The organism is Nocardioides sp., from assembly GCF_035576065.1.
Lineage (GTDB): Bacteria > Actinomycetota > Actinomycetes > Propionibacteriales > Nocardioidaceae > Nocardioides.
Genome location: NZ_DATLWX010000035.1, coordinates 13,966 through 33,536 on the forward strand (window position 1 = coordinate 13,966; position 19,571 = coordinate 33,536).

Sequence of the window (19,571 nt, forward strand, 5' to 3'; positions counted from 1 at the left end):
GGACTCCCCGGCACCCAAGAAATGAGGATCGACGATGAAGTTCACCTCACGTCCAGCCGCGGCCGTCCTCGGCCTGACGCTGGTTGCTGCCGCTCTCGCGGGATGCAGCGAGGAGGCCGGCGGCGGCGGCGGCAACGCCGCAGAGGCCGGCGGTTGTGACCCAGCCGACGTCAAGCTGGTGGGCCAGGTCCGCAACGAGTCCAACCCCTACGAGGCGGCGTGGCTCGACGGCGGGGACACGTTCGCCGAATCCGTGGACCTGACCCAGGAGAAGCTCACCTACGACGGCGACTCGACCAAGCAGCAGGAGCAGATCAGCCAGCTGCTCGCCGGCGACACCGAGTGCCTGGTCATGAACATCCTGCCGAACGGTGACTCGGACACCCCGCCGATCGTGGAGGGTGCAGAGGAGGCCGGGGCCTACCTGGTCACCCAGTGGAACAAGCCGGCCGACCTCGCCACCACCGACTACGACCAGTGGGTCACCCACCTCACCTACAACGGTGTGGAGTCGGGCAAGCAGATCGGTGACGCGCTGGCCGAGGCGATCGGCGGTTCTGGTGGCATCATCGCTCTCCAGGGCATTCTGGACACGGGTGCTGCCAAGGACCGGTTCGCCGGGCTGGAGGAGTCACTGGCCGAGAACACCGACGTCGAGCTGCTCGACGACCAGACGGCCAACTTCTCCCGGGCGGAGGCGCTGGAGGTGACCAAGACGCTGCTCACCAAGCACGGTGACGACATCAAGGGCATCTGGGCTGCCAACGACGACATGGCGCTCGGCGCTCTCGAGGCGCTCGAGGCAGCCGGTCGCACGGATGTCGCGGTCGTCGGCATCGACGCCGTGCCCGACGCGCTCACCGCGATCCAGGACGGCTCCATGACCGCCACGGTCTCGAGCGACGGTCCGTGGCAGGGCGGCATCGGCCTGGCGATCGGCTACTGCGTCGCCACGGGCGAGCTCGCCGTCGAGGACATCCCCGACGAGGACCGCGCCTGGTTCGCCGAGCAGTTCCTCATCACCGAGGACAACGTCGCCGACTTCAGCTCCCCTGAGGTCGACACAGCCGAGTTCGAGTGCGACAACGTGTTCAGTCGTTCGCAGGGTGCCATTCAGTGACCCTGACATCCCCCGCCGAGGACACCGAGGTCGTCGCTACGCGTCCCCAGCCTCGGCGGGGGGTGTCGTTCCGGGACGCCGGTCCGCCCATCGCACTGTTGGTCATCTTCGCCGTCTTCGCGGTGCTGAGCCCTGACTTCCGGACGATCGGCAACGTGCAGAACATCATGGACACGGCGGCGGTCCTCGCCGTCGTGACCTGCGGCATCACCTTCGTGCTGCTCATGGGGTCGATCGACCTCTCCGCCCCCGGCGTCATGGGGGCGGCCGCCATCGCGGTCGCCCTCCTGGTGGCCAACAACCGCAACGACAACGACCTCGGTCTCCTCGGGGTGCTGGTCGCCGTGCTCCTGGCGGCCCTCCTCGGCTGTGTCAGCGGTCTGGCGCTCGTGCTGCTCAAAGTGCCGTCGTTCATGACCACGCTCGGGGTGTCGGCCGTCGGGCTGGGCATCGCGACGCTGATGTTCGGCGGGGTCCAGCCCAACATCACCGACACCATGCTGGAGAGCTGGGCGGTCGACCGCTTCCTCGGGTTCTCCTACCTGACCTGGATCGCCGCCGGCTGCGTGTTGGTCGCCTACCTGCTTCAGCGCTACTCGCGACTGGGACGCTACGCGTTCGCCATCGGTGGCGCCGAGGAGGTGCTCGCGCTCTCCGGCGTGAGGGTGGCGCCGTACAAGGTCGCGGTCTTCACCCTCGCCGGCGCGTTCTACGGGCTGGCCGGTGTTCTCGTCACCAGCCAGCTGAGCGCCGGACTCGTCCAGGCCGGCCGCGGCTTCGACTTCGCGGCCATCACAGCGGCCGTGGTGGGTGGCACCCTCCTGACCGGCGGCCGCGGAGGCATCCTTCACTCCACGGTCGGCGTCCTGATCGTCACGGTCCTCACCAACGGTCTTGTCCAGATCGGGGTCAGCCCCTACTGGCAGGGTGGTGTGCAGGGCCTCATCGTCGTCGCCGCGGTGTCCGCCGCGGTCTTCCCGCAGCGTCGAAGGAACCAGGTGACCAAGTGACCGCCGACGTGCAGCAGCAGACACCGCACCGCGACGCGTCCCGGGTGCCCGCGCTCGAGGTCCGTGGCCTCGTCAAGCACTACCCGGGCGTCAAGGCGCTCGACGGCGTCGACCTCGTCGTCCACCAGCACGAGGTGCTCGGCCTCGCCGGTGAGAACGGCGCCGGCAAGTCGACCCTCCTGAAGGCCCTCGTCGGGCTGGTCCGGCCGGACGCAGGCGACATCTACGTCCGGGGCGAGAAGGTCCGGCTGAAGAGCATCATGGACGCTGCCGACCACGGCATCGGGATGGTCTTCCAGGAGCAGTCCCTGGTCCCCAACCTCACCGCGGCCGAGAACATCGTGCTGGGGAGCGAGGGGCCCGGTGTTCGCCGGGGCATCTACCGCTGGGCCACCATGCGGAGCCTCGCCCAGGAGCAGCTCGACAAGATCGGCTCCCAGATCGATCCGCTGGCCCGCACCGACACCCTGACCTTCGCCGAGCGGCAGATGGTGGAGATCGCCAAGGTGCTGCGCATCGAGGAGCGGACCTCGCACCCGCCGGTGATCATCCTCGACGAGCCCACCTCCGTGCTGGAGTCCAAGGAGATCGAGACCCTCTTCACCCAGATCCGTCGGCTCCGCGAGTTCGCCTCCGTCGTGTTCGTCTCCCACCGGCTCGACGAGGTCCTCGACGTCTGCGACCGCGTCAGCGTGCTGCGCGGCGGCCAGTCGGTGGGGGAGGTGCCGACCGCGGGCGCAGCCCCGACCGACCTGCACCGCATGATGATCGGGTCGACGGGCTCGGGGGACCACTACCACGACACCGTGGCCCAGCGCTCCGGCGAGCAGATGCGGCCCCGGCTCAGCGTCCGTGGCCTCGCGGGTCCGACGTTCCGCGACGTCGACCTCGACGTCCACGCAGGCGAGATCGTCGGCATCGTCGGCGTCCACGGCTCCGGCCGGGAGGACGTCTGTCGTGCCCTCTTCGGCGCCGAGCCGACGACTGCCGGCGAGGTCACCCTCGACGGGGAGAAGCTCGACCTGTCAGGCACCCGTGCCGCCTGCGCCGCAGGCATCGGCTACGTGCCGGCCGAGCGCAAGATCGAGGGCATGGTCGGTCCGATGTCGGTCGCCGACAACATGACCCTGACCAAGCAGAAGGCCCGATGCACCGGCCCTCTCGTGGCCCCGAAGAAGCAGGCCACCCTCGTCGACAGCTGGATCCAGCGCCTCTCCATCCGGACGCCGGGCCGCGACACCGCGATCCAGCGGCTCTCCGGCGGCAATCAGCAGAAGGTCGTCCTGGCTCGCTGGCTGGTCGGAGGCGACGTACGGGTCCTGCTGCTGGACCACCCGACCCGCGGTCTCGACATCGGCGCCCGCTCGGAGGTGTACCGACTGATGCGCGAGCTCGCCAACAGCGGCGTCGCCACGGTCCTGTTGGCGGACAGCTTGGAGGAGGCGATCGGGATGGCTGATCGGATCCTGGTCATGAACGACGGTCGCGTCGCGGCCGAGGTGGCCTGCCCCTCGGGTGCCAAGCCGACTCCTCTGGACCTCGTGAAGGAGATGGTGTGAGCTCCCAGGTCGTCACCAATCCGGACGCCGGACCCGCCGTGGTCGCCGGCGGACCCACCGTCGCGCAGCGGCTGACGTCCTTCATGCCGCTCATCGCACTGTTCTCCCTGCTCGCGGCGCTGAGCATCGCTGACCCCGACTTCCTCACCCAGCGCAGCATCACTGCCGCCGTGAAGACGTCCGCGCCCCTCGTGATCCTCGCTGCCGGCGCCACGCTCGTGGTGCTGTGTGGCGGCATCGACCTGTCGATCGCCGCGTTGTGCTCCCTGACGACCGTGCTCTTCGCGATGTGGCTCCCCGACCTCGGGGGTCTGACCACCCTCGCCGCCATCGCGATCGCCGGCGGGCTCGGCACCGTGCAGGGGCTGGCTCACGTGCTGCTGCGGATCCCGTCCTTCATCGTCACCCTCGGAGGCCTCAGCATCTTCTCGGCCGTCGCCCTGGTCATCTCCGACGCCGGCCCCATCCGGATCGTCGACCGGGAAGCGACGAAGTGGCTCAACCTGTATATCGCGGGTGTGGTGCCGATGTCGTTCTTCGTGGCCGTGCTGGTGGTCGCGGTGATCGCGGTGGTGCTCAAGGTGACCCCGCTGCAGAACTGGGTCACCGCCACCGGCTACTCCGAGGCGGCAGCCCGCTTGGCCGGCACCCCGGTCGACCTGGTCAAGGTGGGCGCCTTCACCGTCTCCGGGGCGTGCGCAGGCTTGGCCGCGGTCATGCTGGTGTCTCGCAACTTCAGCGGCAGCCCCACCATGGCGGACAACCTGCTGCTCCCGGCCGTGGCCGCGATCGTTGTCGGCGGTACGGCGATCACCGGCGGGCACGGCAGCGTCTGGCGCTCCCTCGTCGGCGCCCTGGTCATCACTCTGCTCCGCGTCGGACTGCCCATCGTGGGTGTTCCGTCCGCCTGGGAGCAGATCCTCTACGGCGCGATCATCGTCGCCGCCGTCGCCCTGACCCTCGACCGCTCGAAGGTGCTGATCATCAAGTAGCCCGCGCCCGACGACCCCCACTTCCTCCCCTCACCCCAAGTCCCGGAAGGCCACCATGTCTGAGAACACCTCCCTCCTGCCCGCCGTCCAGTCGTTCCTGTCCTCTCCCCAGCAGCTGCTCATCGACGGTGAATGGGTCGACGCCAAGGATGGCCAGACCTTCGACACCGTCAACCCGGCCAACGAGGAGGTTCTCGTCCAGGTCGCCCAAGCGTCGGCCGTCGACGCGGACCGCGCGGTCGTCGCCGCCCGCAACGCCTTCGAGGCAGGCTCGCCGTGGTCGCGGTTCACCCCGCGGGAGCGCTCGCACCTGCTCTGGCGCATCGGCGACCTGATCGACGAGCAGGCGGAGGAGTTCGCCCAGCTCGAGTCGCTCGACAACGGCAAGAGCCTGGCCTCGGCCCGCGGCGACGTCGGCGTGGCTGCCGAGCTGTTCCGCTACTTCGCCGGCTGGGCCACCAAGATGGAGGGCACCACCATCCCGATGTCGGTGCCCGGGCGTGACTTCCACGCCTACACGCGCCGCGAGCCGATCGGCGTCGTGGCCGGCATCGTGCCCTGGAACTTCCCCATGACGATGGCCGCCTTCAAGATCATCCCCGCGATCACCGCGGGCAACACCGTGGTCCTCAAGCCGGCCGAGCAGACCCCGCTGACCGCGCTGCGCCTCGGCGAGCTGCTGCTCGAGGCCGGTCTCCCCGCAGGCGTCGTCAACGTGCTTCCCGGCTTCGGCGACGCGGGCGCCGCGCTGGTGGCGCACGCCGGAGTCGACAAGGTCGCCTTCACCGGCAGCACCGAGGTCGGCAAGAAGATCGCGGCCGGAGCGGCGGGGAACCTCAAGAAGGTCTCCCTCGAGCTCGGCGGCAAGGCCCCCAACATCATCTTCAACGACGCCGACCTCGACGCCGCCGTCGCGGGCGCTGCGCTCGCCGGCTACTTCAACGAGGGCCAATGCTGCGTCAACGGCTCCCGCCTCTACGTCCAGCGCGACGTCTTCGACGAGGTGATCGCCGGGGTCGCGGCTGCTGCGAAGGCGATCAAGGTCGGCGACGCGTTCGACCCCGCCACCACGATGGGTCCGCTGGTCTCGCAGGAACAGCACGAGAAGGTCATCGGCTACGTCCGCGGGGCGGTCGCCGACGGCGCCACGCTCGCCGCGGGAAGCGCCGACGCGGCGGCCGATCGCGGCTACTTCTTCTCCCCGACGCTGATCACCGACGTCACCGAGCAGATGGCCATCCAGACCGACGAGATCTTCGGCCCGGTCATCACCGCGATTCCCTTCGACACCGAGGACGAGGTCGTCGCCGCTGCCAACAACACCGTCTACGGCCTCGCCGCCGGTGTGTGGTCCAAGGACCTCGGCACGGCCCACCGGGTCGGCGGCAAGCTGCGGGCCGGCACGGTCTGGCTCAACACGTGGCACGCCGACGACGTGACGCTGCCCCGCGGCGGCTACAAGCAGTCCGGCTGGGGTCGCGAGCTCGGCTCGTTCGGGCTCGACGACTACACCGAGCTCAAGACCGTCATCGCTGAGCTGAGGTGAGTGCTCCGGTGAACGCAGCCGTGGACCAGCTCGCCGTCCTGCGCGGCCACCGCGTCGTCCCGGTCGTGGTCCTCGACGACCCTGACCGGGCCGACGCCCTGGGCGAGGCGCTCGTCCGGGGCGGGCTGCCGGTCGCCGAGGCGACCTTCCGCACCCCTGCTGCCGCCGAGGTGCTCCGGCGCCTGGCCGCCCATCCCGACCTTGTCGTCGGGGCGGGCACCGTGCTCACCGCCGAGCAGGTGGACCAGGCCCGGGAGGCAGGCGCGCAGTTCATCGTGTCGCCGGGACTCAGCGCGGACGTCGTACGACGATGCCAGGAGCTGGACCTGCCGGTCATCCCAGGCATCAGCACCGCCACGGAGGTGATGCAGGCGCTCGCGCTGGGACTGAACACCGTGAAGTTCTTCCCGGCCGAGGCCAATGGGGGGCTCCCCGCACTCAAGGCACTGTCTGCAGCGTTCCCCCAGGTGCGCTTCGTCCCCACCGGCGGCATCACCGTCGACAACGCGTCGGCGTACCTCGCCCATCCCGCAGTGGCTGCCATCGGCGCGAGCTGGATGGTCGCGCCGGACCTGCTGACCCAGGGCCACTGGGACGAGGTCGTCGCGCGGTGCGCCGCTCTCCCGGGCGCCCCGACCGACCCGACTGCACGTCAAGGAGCACGAGCATGATCGAGACCCGGCCGGCCGCTGACTGCGAGTTCGACATCGTGGCGCTGGGAGAGGTCATGCTGCGGCTCGACCCGGGGGAGGGGCGCACGCGCACCGCTCGTCGGTTCGAGGCGTGGGAGGGCGGCGGGGAGTACAACGTCGCCCGCGGCATGCGCAAGGTCTTCGGCCTGCGCGCCGGCGTGGTCACTGCCCTGGCCGACAACGAGATCGGCCGTTTGGTGGAAAACCTCATCATGCAGGGCGGCGTCGACACCTCGCTCATCCAGTGGGAGCCCTACGACGGCATCGGCCGTACCGTCCGCAACGGGCTGAACTTCACCGAGCGGGGCTTCGGCGTGCGCGGTGCCGTCGGGGTCTCGGACCGGGCCCACACCGCGATCGCGCAGATGACACCCGGCACCGTCGACTGGGACGACCTCTTCGGACGTCGCGGAGTCCGATGGCTGCACACCGGCGGGATCTTCGCAGCGCTGTCGGAGAGCGCGGCAGCCGTTGCGGAGGAGGCCATGGCCGCCGCTCAGCGGCACGGCACCGTGGTTTCCTTCGACCTCAACTACCGCCCGAGCCTGTGGGCGGGCATCGGAGGACCCGACTTCGCCCGCGACGTGAACACGCGGCTGGCCGCGCACGTCGACGTGATGATCGGCAACGAGGAGGACTTCACCGCAGCACTCGGTTTCGAGGTCGAGCACGTCGACGAGAACCTCAGCTCGTTGCCGATGGAGAGCTTCGAGGCCATGGTCGGCACCGTCGCGGAGAAGATGCCGTGGTTCAAGGTGATCGCCACGACCCTCCGCACCGTTCACTCCGCCAGCGACAACGACTGGCAGGCGATCGCCTGGTCCCCCGAAACCGGCGTGCTGTCGTCGGCGCCTCGTGACCACCTCGGCATCTATGACCGGGTTGGCGGCGGTGACGGGTTCGCCTCGGGGCTCGTCTACGGCCTGCTCGAGGGCGAGGAGCTGCAGACGTGCCTCGAGCTCGGCGCAGCGCACGGTGCCCTCGCGATGACGACGCCGGGGGACACCTCGATGGCCACCCGCGAGGAGGTGCGTGCGCTCGCCTCCGGCGGGAGCGCCCGCGTACGTCGCTGAGCCGCGCCGGGTTCGGTGAGCTCCGAGCTGACGTGGCAGCACCAAGCAACGGATACGGCTGCATGCGCTGCTGGTGACGAATAGTGTGCGCGTTGCGGCCCCACGATTCTCAAGGTCCCCCATGCCTCCGACACTCGCGTCCCGAGACCTCGCTCGCTTCGTCGCGGGTGCGCCGGAGGCTGCGGTGGGGCGACTGCTCACCCTGGCGTGTGAACAGCTCGGCATGGACATTGCCTTCGTCAGCGTGCTCGATGGCGCCGGCAACCGCACGGTGAGGCAGTCGGTGCACGCCGATGGTGCTCCAGGGCCGGCCGGGCTCACGGAGCCGTTGGACGCCACGTGGTGCGGTCTTGTCGTCGAGGGGGGACCGATGTTGGTCAGCGACGCTCGCAATGACGAGTCCCTCCAGGCGCTGCCTTCGACCAAGGCATTCTCGATCGCGTCGTACGCCGCAGTGCCTCTCAGTGATGAGGACGGCACTGTCTTCGGGACGTTGTGCGCTCTGGGACACGAGCCGCGCGCTTCGCTGAACGCTCGCGATCTCGACCTGCTCGTGGGCCTCGCCGGGGTGTTGGCACCGCTGGTCCGGGCTCTCGACGCACCCAAGAGACCACCACCGGCCATGACCGGGCTTGAAGCAGTTGCCGCGGCCGTTGAAGGCGCCGACAACGTCGAGCGGCTCACCCTGCGGGCAGCACCTTCTCGTTCTGGCTACCCCACCACCAGTGACTCATCCGGCGAGGTTCCCGGGCCTGTCGTCGGACTGATTCTCGCGAGCGGGGTGGGGCCGCTGCATGCACCTACGAATGCGGTCGTGGCGCTTGTTGGTCAGTCGTTCGCTCAAACGTCTGGTCCAGGTGGCGCCCAGGAAGCGAGCGCCAGCGTTGATGTGAGGGCCCAGCCGCCACGGCGGCAGACTTGATCTCGCAAAGGGACCCACATGAAACAGCATGCACTCGGCTTGGCCGCAGTCAGCAGCCTCGTCCTCACCGCGATCCTCGCGTCGCCGGGCGCCTCGGCGGCCGGCGACTCCCGCTTCTCCGACTTCACTCCCCTGCCGACGTCGGCAGGCCCCACGTCCGACGAGGCCGCACCCATCACGTTCGGCAACCCTGCGTTCGAGCAGCGGTCAATCGCCGCCGTCGTGGAGCAGCTCGCCAAGGGGGAGCCCAACAGTGGCGTGTGGGACATGAACACCGTCAACGAGACCGGTCCCCACAAGGGCAGCCACCTCTTCACGCCGTTCGAGAGCAGCCAGTCCGGCGTCCAACGCACCGACCTCGCGACCGGTGAGACCGAGACCCTCTGGTACAGCCCGGCACGCGGCGCTCACGTCGCTTTCGACGCCTCCTACTGGACACCGTGGGGCACCTACCTCACTGCGGAGGAGTCCTGGTGCACGGCCCCCACCGGCTGCACGACCAGCAACTACGGTCGGTTCTTCGAGCTGACGAACCCGTTGACGGCCGACTCGGTGACCGAGGCCGGCGGCGAGAGCGCCAACCTGGTGCACCGCAACGTGATCCCCCGGGTGTCGCACGAGGGCGTCCAGTTCGACAAGTCGATGAACATGTACTTCATCGACGAGCTCAACGGCGGCAGCCTCTACAAGTACACGTCCGCCGCGAGCTGGGGCCAGATCAAGTCGGGCCGGGCAGGCTACTTCGACGCTGGCCAGACCTCGGTGCTGCGCGTCGGCGACGGCTACACCCCCAACGCTGTGGGTGCCTACACGTGGGTGCCGATCACGGACGCGAAGGGCAAGCCACTCCCCGGCGCGATCACCATCACCGACCCCAACGGCGTGACCTCGGTCGACGGTCGCAACACGACCGAACTGGCGAAGTTCAAGGGCACGGACTACCAGCGCCCGGAGGACCTGCAGATCCAGACCGTCAACGGTGTCGAGCGCCTGTACGTCGCCACCACCACGACCAACGAGGTGTACGCGCTCGATCTCGGCGCTGCACAGATCTCGGTGTTCGCCAACCGCAGCACCACGGACCTCGCGACCGGCGCTCCGGTCGGCACCGGCCTGGCCAGCCCGGACAACCTCGCCCTCGACCACGACAACAACATCTACATCGTCGAGGACCGCAACGGCGGGGTCGACAACGACATCTGGTTCGCGCGCGACCTCAACCTCGACGGCGACCTGACCGACGTCGGTGAGGGACTGGGCCGCTGGGCCTCGAACGGGACGCCCGGCTCGGAGTTCACCGGGCTCTACTTCGACCCCACAGACAAGCGTCGCGCGTGGGTCAACATCCAGCACCCGAGCAGCCAGAACGACCGAGTCATCGAGATCACCACTCCGTAACGCCCTCAGCAACGCAGCCTCGAGGCGCCCCTGCACAGCAGGGGCGCCTCGGTCTGTCCGTCAATCGCCATCCCTGCAGCGTGCGCCGTTATGAGCCGCGGTCGGACCGTCGGGTCATCGCGGTGACGACCTCGCCGAGCACCGCGATGCCCTCGCCGATCTCTGCCGGCGTGGCCGCGGCGTAGGCGACAACGAGGCCCGGCGGGCCCGCCGCGTGCCTGTGCCAGCTGAGCGGCTGGACCTTCACGCCGCGCTCCAGCGCCGCCTCGGCGATCGACGTGTCCGCGACGGACACGCCGTCCAGGGTCAGGGTGAGGTGGAGCCCGGCCGCGGCTCCGCGGACCGTGGTGTCGGGCAGGTGTGTCTCGAGCGCGGCGATCATCGCGTCGCGGCGACGGCGGTGTCGGGTGCGGACCGTCCGCAAGTGACCCTCCAGCGCCCCGGAGTCCATCAGCTCGGCGAGGGTGAGCTGGGGCAGGGTCGCGTTGCCCAGGTCGGTCGAGCGCTTCGCGTCGATCACGTCCCGCTGCAGCCGCTCGGGGACCACGAGCCACCCGACGCGGAGTGCGGGCGCCAGGATCTTCGACAGGCTTCCCCCGTAGCAGACCTGGTCGGGCGCGGTCGCCTGGAACGCCGGCACCGGTGCCCGGTCGTAGCGGTGCTCGGCGTCGTAGTCGTCCTCGATGATCAGACCACCTGATGCAGCCCACGCCGCGAGCTCGCGGCGCCGGCCACCGTCGAGGACGACGCCCGTGGGGTACTGGTGGGCCGGAGTGACCAGCACGGCCCGCGCACCCGTGGCGCGGAGGGCGGCGACGTCGAGACCTCGCTCGTCGACCGGCACGGGAACGGTGGGCATCCCCCAGGCCTCGACCTGGAGCCGCGCGCCCAGGGAGCCCGGGTCCTCCACCGCCAATCGGTCGACACCGTGGTGCGGCAGGACGCGGGTGAGGAGCGCGAGCGCCTGCGCGAAGCCGGCGACCACGATGACGTCCTCCGCTCGGACCGCGATGCCGCGGAAGCGGCTCAGCCACCCTGCGACCGCGTTCCTGAACACCGGGGACCCTGCGGGGTCGGCATAGCCGAAGGCGCTTGGAGGCACCGTGTCGAGCACCCGACGTTCGGCTCGTAGCCAGGCGGCGCGCGGAAATCCCGCGAGGTCAGGAGCACCGGGGGTCAGGTCGATCTGCGCGGACGCAGCGCGCAAGGCCTCGAACACGCCGAGGTCAGGAGTCGCGAACTCCACGGGCCGGGGGCCGTGGGACGCCGCCGGCGGGGTGCGGGCAGGCGCATGTACGACGACGGTGCCGCCGCGGCCGCGGCCGACGACGTGCCCGCCCTCGGCGAGCCGCCGATAGGCCTCGACGACGAGTCCCCGCGAGACGCCCAGCTCGGTGGCGAGGTCGCGGGAGGTCGGGAGATGGGCGCCGACGGGCAGCGAGCCGTCCGCCACTGCACGGCGCAACGCATCGGCCAGCCACGCAGCGCGAGTCCCGCGTGGGACCGAGGCCACGTCCAGCTCGAGGATCCCTGTTGTGGACCACTCGATCGAGGGTGGTTCGGACCTGTTCACAGGTCCATTCTCGCGTGATCCTCGATGGGTGACCACCCCTTCACCAGTCCTGATCTCGTCCGCCGCGCCCTCCCCGACGAACGATCGCCGGCCCACCACCGCCGGCTCGGCGCTACGGGGCGCGGCAGCCATGGGCATCGTGGGCAGCAGCGTCGCCGTCTCCCACGCCCTCACGACCGGTCCGCTGCTGACCGCTCAAGGCCTCCGGTACGCCGCCGCTGCCGCACTGCTCGTCGCCATGGCGAGGTGGTGGCACGCACCTCTCGTCCGCCCGCGCGGGACGGAGTGGCTGTGGCTGTCCGGGGTGTCACTGACCGGTCTCGTGCTCTTCAACATCGCGGTGGTGCGCGGCGTTGACCATGCTGAGCCCGCGGTCATCGCGGTCGCGATCTCGTGCGCCCCGGTCCTGATCGCCGTACTGGGTCCGATCCTCGAGGGCAGGGCGCCGCGGCGCCGCGCCCTGTCGGGTGCGGTGGTGGTGGTCGCCGGGAGCGTCCTCGTCGTCGGCACCGGTGACACCGACGCGGTGGGCCTCGCTTGGGCCGTTGTCGCGCTGGTGTGCGAGGCGGCGTTCACGTTGCTGGCGCTACCGGTCCTCGCCCGGCACACTGCCTGGGGCGTCTCCGTGCACGCCGTCTGGATGGCCGCCCTGGGACTGCTCGTCACCGGCGCAGTCCTGGAGGGTCCGACTGCGACGACGGAGCTGTCGGCCACGCAGTTCGCCGCGCTGCTCTACCTGACGGTCCTCGTGACCGCCGTGGCGTTCGTGCTCTGGTACGGCGCCGTGGGCAGTCTCGGTTCGGGTCGAGCGGCCCTGCTCTGCGGAGTCGCTCCCGTCGCGGCCGCGCTGGTGGGCATCGCCACCACCGGCCACGCCCCCGCGCTCGCCGTCTGGGGCGGCATCGCCCTGGTCCTCGGCGGCCTGGCCGTCGGCTTCGGCAGGGACGAGGCCCCGGTGTGACTGGCCGGAACGGCCACGGTGACCTCGTCAGTTGGCGAGGGTGACCGGAACCGAGACGACTCGCATCCCCAGAGCCACGCCGGCACCCGGCGTCTGGCGCACGACCCGCGGGCTGTGGCCGGGCGTGGCCGGGAAGACGGCGGTGACGTGATCGGTCACCGACATCGCGTCAATTTCCCGATCCGGACGGACCAGCTGGGGCGTTGAGTGCTGGGGCTTCCGCTCGTTCCCACCAGAGCTTGTCAAGAATCTGCGTGACGAATCGGTCCACCTCTTTGCGGTCCGACTCTCCGTGAGCCTTGATCACGACCCTGCGCGCCGGCCCGTCGTCCCACAGCTCGCAGGTCAGGCTCCAGCCACGTTCGGTCAGGCCGGTCTGGGTGAGGGTGAAGTACTTGCGCTGCCACCCGATGCGCCGGTCGGCCCGGCGGGAGGCGACTGCGGGCGAGCTGTCATCGGGCTCGGGTGTGAACGCGCCGTACTGCTTGAGGCGTTTGGTGTTGAGCCGGTTCACCACTCCTACGAATTGCCTCTCCCGTCCCAGTTTGTCCACTGCATCGACAATCTGTTCCAGCGTCATCTGAGTGCTGGTGGGACCCTCGGTGAAATCGAATGACATCGGCATTGCCTCCTGCGTCGCGCGTACCCATGCACGCTGCAAGTGAGATTAGAGGAACTGCTGGCAGCTGCGGGCAGCAGTGCCGGGAATGCGAACAATGTCTAGACCAGGCTGACTGATCTGCGGTCCTTGCTCGGTCGGACGCTCGCAGTACGGTCGAGCCAGGCGGACCGAGACGCAAGGAGACTGGTGGATGACGGGCGAGCGTACGGACGGCGGTGGTGTGTCTGACCTGGTCGCCCGAGCCAAGAGCATCGCGACGCAGGCCCACGAAGGGACTGACGACAAGGCTGGCGCGCCCTACATCGCCCATCCCGCGCGAGTGGCCCGGCGGGTCGCTGGCCACGGCGAGGAGTTCGAGGCTGCCGCGTGGCTGCACGACGTCATGGAGGACTGCGAAGGCTGGACGGCCGAACGACTGCTCGCCAGGGGCATGACTCCGCCGGTTGTCGAGGCCGTCGTGTCGTTGACGAATCGTCCCGGCGAGGAACATGAGGAGGCAGTACGCCGTGCCTGCCAGGACCCGATCGGCATGGTGGTGAAGGCCTCCGACGTCGCGGACAACGGCGATCCGGAGCGGTTGGCCAAGCTGCCCGATGAGCAGCGGACCAGGTTGACGGCGAAGTACGCCCACGCCCGCGAGGTCCTGGACGAGCTCGGAGCGCCGCGGTTCGACCGGTGAGTTGTTTTTCGCGACGGAAACATCCACGGTGCCGTCCGGCAACATGGCCCGCGCAGGGTGGACGCATGTTGTGGCGAGTACGAATGACGATGCGTGACCGTCCCGGTGCCTTGGCGACCCTGGCCCAGGAGTGCGGCGCCGCAGGCGTCAACATTCTCGCGATGCAGGTCTTCCCGGGGGTGGGGTCGGTGACCGACGACTTCGTGCTGGAGGTGCCTCCGGGTTGGGACGCCGATGAGGTTGCGGTGCTGGTCGAGCGTGCCGGAGCGCGTGCGGTCGTCTCCCATCCGTGCGGCGAGCAGGCGCTCGGTGACCAGCCCACTCGCTACGTGGAGGCAGCTCGCGCGATCCTGGCCCAGCCGGCGCGGTTCCCCGAGATCGTCGCGGCCCTCTTCGACGCCGACGCTGAACACCCTGACCTGCCGCTCCCCGCCGACTCGATGGAGATGGCGGTGGGCGATGTCTCCGTGCAGATCCACCGGGAGGTGCCCTTCACCGCCACCGAGCATGCACGCGGCGCAACGATGGCCGGCCTCGTGAGTGACGTGCTGCAACGCGCCAAGGCCGCTGTCGCCGTTCCCACCCCGGCGCGCCGGCTCGGCACTGGGACCGCCCCGGACTACGTGGTCACGAGCCACGGAGTGACGGTGGAGGTGGCGGGGACCTCGGTCGGGCGGGCCGTGCTCGCAGAGCTCGACGCAACTGGGTGCCGTCGCCTGGCACTGGAGGTCGACCCGGCATGGCGCCGACGCGGCATCGGCTCTCGCCTGCTGATGGAAGCCGCGCGGGCCGCAGCCCGGTTGGGGGACGACGAGCTGGTCCTGAGGACCAGCCCCGACAACCCGGCGGTGATGCCGATGGTGCTGGGGTCGGGACTACGGGCAAGGGTGCGCCTGTCCGGTGACGTGCTGAGCGTTCGCGTGCCCCTGCGAGACCTCGAGATCGCACGTTCCTGATCGCCAGCGCCAGCGCCTACGCCGGCGGCGGGACCGGAAACGGTTGCACATGCCATCGGCTCAACCTGCGAGCCCCCGCCTGCGTAGGGAAGGGTGACAGGTGACGGAGGGGATTCGATGGCACGCAGTCTGTGGGGCGCCGAGCTCGAGGCGGAGTTCGAAGAGTTCGTGGCCGGAGCATGGCCGCGACTGCGGCACGCCGGTTGGCTGCTGAGCCACGACAGCCACGAGGCCGAGGACCTCGCGCAGGCGGCGCTGGCACGGGCGTACGCGAACTGGGGACGGGTGACGCGAGACGGCGCCTACTCGTACGTCCACCGCAGTCTGGTCAACGGTTACATCGATTCGGTACGCCGCAGGCGACCGGTCCCGGTCGCCCAGACCGGCGACACGGCGGTCGCCGGAGATGAGGCGTCGGTCGACGATCGCTCCCAGCTCAGTGAGGTCCTCGCTGAACTGTCGCCCCGCGAGCGCAGCATCATCGTGTGGCGCTACTACCTCGACGCGCCTGAGAGCGAGGTCGCCCGACAGCTGGGCGTGTCCGTCGGGACCGTCAAGAGCACCGCGTCCCGCGCGCTGGCCCGCGTGCGCTCCGCCCACATCGCTTCAGGGAAGGACTGACCATGTCTGTTTCACACGATGAGCTCGTCCGTCTCGCGAAGGCGGAGCCAGTCGCCACCGGAGCACCCGATCTCGGCGAGATCCGTCACGCAGGACGGCGACTGAGGGTCCGCCGGCGCATCATGACCGGGTTGGCAGCGCTGGCGGTCGTCGCTGCCATCGGCATCCCAGCGGCACTCTTCTCCCTGAGCCAGCCAACGGCGGACGGCATCGGCCCGGGGTCGTCCGGGCGCGACGCGCCGGACGAGAAGGCGGTGTGCGGAGTGGTGTCGTGCATCGGACCCGGTTCGCAGGGCAGGGAGATGGGCAAGGTGATCGGGGAGGTGCTTGCGATGGGCACCTTCGAGGGGGGCGAGACGGAAGTGCTGTACGCCGCCCGTGTCCCGGGCTTCGACCTCCGAACCTCGGAGGAGGCTGAGGTCGACGTGCTCATGGCGGGCATAGACGACGGGACGCTGCGGCGTACGGTCTGGGCGTTGCAGCCAGGCACCGAGCCCAGAGATTTCCCTGTGCGCGTCTACGGCGGCCTCAAGCACGCCGACGAGGACGGTGCGGGTCACCACTACGGGATCATCGGGTACGCCGCAGGCGAACACGACGTCGTCGAGGTCACGCTTCCGGACGGATCAACGCGTCCCGTGACCGGGACCAGTACTGAGGTGCTTCCCGGGTGGACAGCGTTCTACGACACCGGCGCCTGGCCCGACGAGTGGACCGGGTCCCGAGCCGAACTCACCTACAGCGTCCCCGGTGGTGCGTCCTGCTCGGTCGAGCGATGCGGGTCTGCGGGCTGACCGCGAGCAAGGGACTCTCCGCCAGCCGTGCGGGGCAGTCGACCTGCGCCCACCGGCCAGCCTCGGTGCACCAGCGAGCCGCACGCTCCGGGGACCGACGCGTGAGAATGGAACACGTGTTCCTTCTGATACCTAGCCCGTTGCTCGGACCAGCGACCTGGCGCCCGGTCGAGGCATGGCTTCGGGCGCAGGGCCACCCGGCGCAGGCAGTCAACTTCGGCGCGCAGCCACGCACGCCGGCCGGAGTTCTGGATGCCGTCGTTGCGGCTGCAAACAGCCAGAGAGTTGTCCTGGTGCCTCACAGCAACGCTGGTCTCTATGCGCCGCACCTCGCCTCCCTCGTCGACGTCGAAGCCACGGTGTTCGTCGACGCGGCGCTGCCTGGTCCCGAGGCCGAACAACAAGCGGAGACGCCGCTAGCACCACCGGCCTTCATGGACTTCTTGCGAGGACTGGCGAACCAGCAGGGCGTCCTTCCTCCGTGGACCGAGTGGTGGGGCGACGTCGGCGACTTGTTCCCCCACAGCTCCGTCCGCGAGGCAGTCGAGCATGAGCAGCAACAACTTCAGCTGGGGTACTTCGCGAGCCGGATGCCCGTTCCGAGCGGCTGGACCCAGCGCTCAGCCGCGTATCTTGCATTCGGCGAGACCTACGCGGACGAGCGCGAACGCGCGGTCCGACTGGGATGGGCGACAAGGACCATGGCTGGCCGCCACCTCCATGCCTTGCACGACCCGGCCGGGGTGGGCGCGTCGATCCTTGACCTCAGCCGCCAACCTTCGTCCTAGATTCTGCCGGGCGCACATCGATCCCATGTTGAACACGTGCGTAGTACCGCCGCCTATCGGTAGGCGAACACAGGACAGTGTCGGGGCAGAGACTGTGCTCGGGGCTGGAAACGTGGGGTAGACAGATCGCATGGAACCTCGAAATTTCGGTCGGATCGCTCGCTCCCTGGAGCCTCTGCACGCCTTGGGTTACTTCTCCCCGGACGTTGAGGCGGCGCTGGTCGGTGCCGGGCTCCGCAAGGGGCGCACGGCGTACTTTGCCTCGCGCTCTGCAGCGATGGGTCGGGTCGGTGCCGGCGTGGTCGCGGCGACGTTCTACAACTTCCACCCGGCGCTCGTCGCGAAGTGCGTCCCCGCCGCGTGGGACCAGATCGCGCCCGAGGACGCTGTCGCGGCCCGCTATCGGGGCATCGACGCGTCGTACCACCGCCTGCTCGGCGCCGAGGTGCTGGCGTCCCCGGAGGTCGCGGAGGCTGCCGAGCTCGCGCGCCAGGCAAGCGAGGGCTGCACGGCACCCGGCCGCCCGTTGTACGCGGCGCACGCCGACCTGGCCTGGCCGACCGAGCCTCACCTCGTCCTCTTCCACGCGTTGACGTTGCTGCGCGAGCACCGTGGCGACGGCCACGTCGCGGCGCTGCTGGCCGCGAGCCTGAGTGGCCTGGAAGCACTGGTGACGCACTGCGCGACCGGCAAGGGATTCGTGCCCGTCGTGGCCCAGTTCACCCGCGGCTGGTCCGACGAGGAGTGGGCCGCTGCGACGGCTGTGCTGGTCGAGCGCGGTCTCCTCTCGCCGGAGGGCGGGCTCACCGACGCGGGTCGCGACCTGCGTCGTGAGGTGGAGGCCGCGACCGACCAGATGGCCGCCGAGCCGTGGGTGCACCTCGGCGTTGAAGGGGCGCTGCGGCTCGCCGAGCTGGGACAACCGCTGGTCGCCCGCGCCCTGGAGAACGGCGCGTTCCCCGACGGAGTGTTCTCCGCGGGCTGACCGCAGCGGCTCTCCCCGCGCTCCCGCCTCGGCTCAGCCGTAGTCCGGTTGCGGATCGTCGCGTAGATGCCGGCGGCGGGTCGAGCGCTTGCGCGTATTCGCGCGCCCACAACCTGCGCCTATCCGCCGTGAAGGCCGCCCGCGTCGTACTTCAACCGCACAGTGCCCGGCCCGCCCACGCCTTCCGTTGACGACCTCGCCGCGCACGCCGGCGCGAGTCCTTGCCAGCCGGTCCCACCGGGCCTGGAGCACCTAGGGGGTCTGTCGGATCCAGTCGGCAGCCTCGCCGCTGACTCCCTCGGTCAGCCCCGACCCGCCCGGTGACCCCACTCGAGGGCGCTCTCGCGGGATCGCGCGCGACCGCGAAGCGGGATGGTTGCCCGCGGGCGGCCCGTCGAACCGCGTTCGCCGGACCTCCGGGCTCCGGCGACGACGTGCACGCGCTGCGTGAACACCACGAAACGAGCCTCCTCCGCGAGGCTCCCCGTCGGGGTCACGTCCACCGCGAGCCACAACCCGTCCGGCTCGAAGCCAACGACGGCCGTTCCTGTGCCGGAGCGCTCCTCGCCCACGGCGGACGAGGTGATCTGGAGGTCGAACTCGACGGCTCGGGCGTGCGCACCGCGGGTCCTCCGCAGCAGCTGCGTCGCCTCAACGAACGCCCGCTGCTCCGACGAGATGACGCCGGCCGGGATCCACGGCGCCCGTGGGCCACTGGCGTCCATCCCGGGTCGGACCTTGTCCGCGTTGACCCAGACATCTCCCCAACTCATCCACCTATCCTCGCACTGGGCCCCGGTCCCGTGTCCGGAGCAGGTGACTTGCAGACTGCGCCCGCTCCAGATCTGCAGCCGGTGCCGCACTGCGTATCGCCAACGTCTATCCGCCGTGCGCGCGCCCGTCGAGTCAGGCCAGGCAGTGCGGACGCAAGCAGTGCGTTTGTCTCGGTAATCGTTTCGTCGCTGGGGCCTTCGGCGATCAGTCGTGGCCGGCGCTTCCGTGGCGGCACCACGTCGATTCCACGCGTGTGAAGGGTCCGCCAAGCACGAGCAAGTCCGCGCCACCAAGCACAAGATTCCGGCGCTGCTGGAGAGAGTGGAGGCGGAAAAGGGACTTCGCCCACGAGCGAGTGATTCGGCGCCTAGCCCCGGTGATTCATGAGGGTGGCGCTGCGTCGATCTCGTTGGCGTGGACTCTGCGAAGGTCGTGATGACTGATCTCGGGTACACCGCTGGGTCGGCTGGCGCTGCCGGGCTGCGGTTCTCCGGGGCGTGATGTCG

20 protein-coding genes are annotated in these 19,571 nt (G+C 69.8%); 16 read left to right on the forward strand and 4 right to left on the reverse strand.

From position 1 onward, the window contains the following. The first annotated feature begins 34 nt into the window (after nt 1–34). From VNJ48_RS15780 to VNJ48_RS15820, 9 genes are all read left to right on the forward strand, one after another. Nucleotides 35–1,120: a substrate-binding domain-containing protein gene (locus VNJ48_RS15780; protein ID WP_325603786.1), complete on the forward strand. Its 1,086-nt coding sequence runs from the start codon at nt 35–37 to the stop codon at nt 1,118–1,120. Further along, entirely contained in the window at nt 1,117–2,130 is a 1,014-nt protein-coding gene (locus tag VNJ48_RS15785) for an ABC transporter permease (RefSeq protein WP_325603788.1), read from the forward strand. The genes VNJ48_RS15780 and VNJ48_RS15785 overlap by 4 nt, the downstream gene beginning before the upstream one ends. Then, complete coding sequence (locus VNJ48_RS15790) at nt 2,127–3,689, forward strand: sugar ABC transporter ATP-binding protein (protein ID WP_325603790.1); 1,563 nt, start codon at nt 2,127–2,129, stop codon at nt 3,687–3,689. The genes VNJ48_RS15785 and VNJ48_RS15790 overlap by 4 nt, the downstream gene beginning before the upstream one ends. Beyond that, nucleotides 3,686–4,681 carry an ABC transporter permease gene (locus tag VNJ48_RS15795; protein ID WP_325603792.1) on the forward strand — a complete coding sequence of 332 codons (996 nt, stop codon included), beginning with the start codon at nt 3,686–3,688 and terminating at the stop codon, nt 4,679–4,681. The genes VNJ48_RS15790 and VNJ48_RS15795 overlap by 4 nt, the downstream gene beginning before the upstream one ends. Before the next feature lie 55 nt (nt 4,682–4,736). Beyond that, a complete protein-coding gene (locus tag VNJ48_RS15800; RefSeq protein ID WP_325603794.1) occupies nt 4,737–6,227 on the forward strand; it encodes an aldehyde dehydrogenase family protein in 1,491 nt (496 codons plus the stop codon). 8 nt (nt 6,228–6,235) lie between these two features. Next, entirely contained in the window at nt 6,236–6,898 is a 663-nt protein-coding gene (gene eda / locus VNJ48_RS15805; RefSeq protein WP_325603796.1) for a bifunctional 4-hydroxy-2-oxoglutarate aldolase/2-dehydro-3-deoxy-phosphogluconate aldolase, read from the forward strand. Continuing rightward, on the forward strand, nt 6,895–7,992 hold the full coding sequence (locus tag VNJ48_RS15810; RefSeq protein ID WP_325603797.1) for a sugar kinase: 1,098 nt from the start codon (nt 6,895–6,897) through the stop codon (nt 7,990–7,992). Before eda ends, VNJ48_RS15810 begins: the two co-directional genes overlap by 4 nt. Before the next feature lie 121 nt (nt 7,993–8,113). Further along, nucleotides 8,114–8,914, forward strand: a complete 801-nt coding sequence (locus tag VNJ48_RS15815; protein ID WP_325603799.1) for a GAF domain-containing protein — start codon at nt 8,114–8,116, stop codon at nt 8,912–8,914. An 18-nt stretch (nt 8,915–8,932) separates the two neighbouring features. After that, on the forward strand, nt 8,933–10,312 hold the full coding sequence (locus VNJ48_RS15820) for an alkaline phosphatase PhoX (protein WP_325603801.1): 1,380 nt from the start codon (nt 8,933–8,935) through the stop codon (nt 10,310–10,312). Between the two features lie 88 nt (nt 10,313–10,400). On the opposite strand, the gene VNJ48_RS15825 is transcribed toward VNJ48_RS15820, so the two are convergent. Next, nucleotides 10,401–11,885: a PLP-dependent aminotransferase family protein gene (locus tag VNJ48_RS15825; RefSeq protein WP_325603803.1), complete on the reverse strand. Its 1,485-nt coding sequence runs from the start codon at nt 11,883–11,885 to the stop codon at nt 10,401–10,403. Nucleotides 11,886–11,913: 28 nt separating this feature from the next. Between VNJ48_RS15825 and VNJ48_RS15830 the strand changes: the two genes are divergently transcribed. Continuing rightward, nucleotides 11,914–12,846: a DMT family transporter gene (locus tag VNJ48_RS15830; protein ID WP_325603805.1), complete on the forward strand. Its 933-nt coding sequence runs from the start codon at nt 11,914–11,916 to the stop codon at nt 12,844–12,846. Nucleotides 12,847–12,873: 27 nt separating this feature from the next. On the opposite strand, the gene VNJ48_RS15835 is transcribed toward VNJ48_RS15830, so the two are convergent. Beyond that, entirely contained in the window at nt 12,874–13,011 is a 138-nt protein-coding gene (locus VNJ48_RS15835) for a hypothetical protein (protein ID WP_325603807.1), read from the reverse strand. Between the two features lie 4 nt (nt 13,012–13,015). Further along, complete coding sequence (locus VNJ48_RS15840) at nt 13,016–13,471, reverse strand: hypothetical protein (RefSeq protein ID WP_325603809.1); 456 nt, start codon at nt 13,469–13,471, stop codon at nt 13,016–13,018. Between the two features lie 187 nt (nt 13,472–13,658). On the opposite strand from VNJ48_RS15840, the gene VNJ48_RS15845 reads away from it, so the two are divergent. From VNJ48_RS15845 to VNJ48_RS15870, 6 genes are all read left to right on the forward strand, one after another. Beyond that, nucleotides 13,659–14,147 (forward strand): HD domain-containing protein, encoded by a 489-nt coding sequence (locus VNJ48_RS15845; protein ID WP_325603811.1) that lies wholly within the window; start codon nt 13,659–13,661, stop codon nt 14,145–14,147. 65 nt (nt 14,148–14,212) lie between these two features. Beyond that, nucleotides 14,213–15,103, forward strand: a complete 891-nt coding sequence (locus VNJ48_RS15850) for a GNAT family N-acetyltransferase (protein ID WP_325603813.1) — start codon at nt 14,213–14,215, stop codon at nt 15,101–15,103. A gap of 117 nt (nt 15,104–15,220) precedes the next feature. Continuing rightward, complete coding sequence (locus VNJ48_RS15855; protein WP_325603815.1) at nt 15,221–15,724, forward strand: sigma-70 family RNA polymerase sigma factor; 504 nt, start codon at nt 15,221–15,223, stop codon at nt 15,722–15,724. Between the two features lie 2 nt (nt 15,725–15,726). Further along, on the forward strand, nt 15,727–16,518 hold the full coding sequence (locus VNJ48_RS15860) for a hypothetical protein (RefSeq protein ID WP_325603817.1): 792 nt from the start codon (nt 15,727–15,729) through the stop codon (nt 16,516–16,518). 293 nt (nt 16,519–16,811) lie between these two features. Beyond that, a complete protein-coding gene (locus VNJ48_RS15865; RefSeq protein WP_325603818.1) occupies nt 16,812–17,306 on the forward strand; it encodes a hypothetical protein in 495 nt (164 codons plus the stop codon). Nucleotides 17,307–17,436: 130 nt separating this feature from the next. After that, nucleotides 17,437–18,291 carry an SCO6745 family protein gene (locus VNJ48_RS15870; protein WP_325603819.1) on the forward strand — a complete coding sequence of 285 codons (855 nt, stop codon included), beginning with the start codon at nt 17,437–17,439 and terminating at the stop codon, nt 18,289–18,291. A gap of 302 nt (nt 18,292–18,593) precedes the next feature. Here VNJ48_RS15870 and VNJ48_RS15875 read toward each other — a convergent pair whose 3' ends face one another. Next, on the reverse strand, nt 18,594–19,064 hold the full coding sequence (locus VNJ48_RS15875) for a hypothetical protein (RefSeq protein ID WP_325603820.1): 471 nt from the start codon (nt 19,062–19,064) through the stop codon (nt 18,594–18,596). Nucleotides 19,065–19,571: the final 507 nt, after the last annotated feature.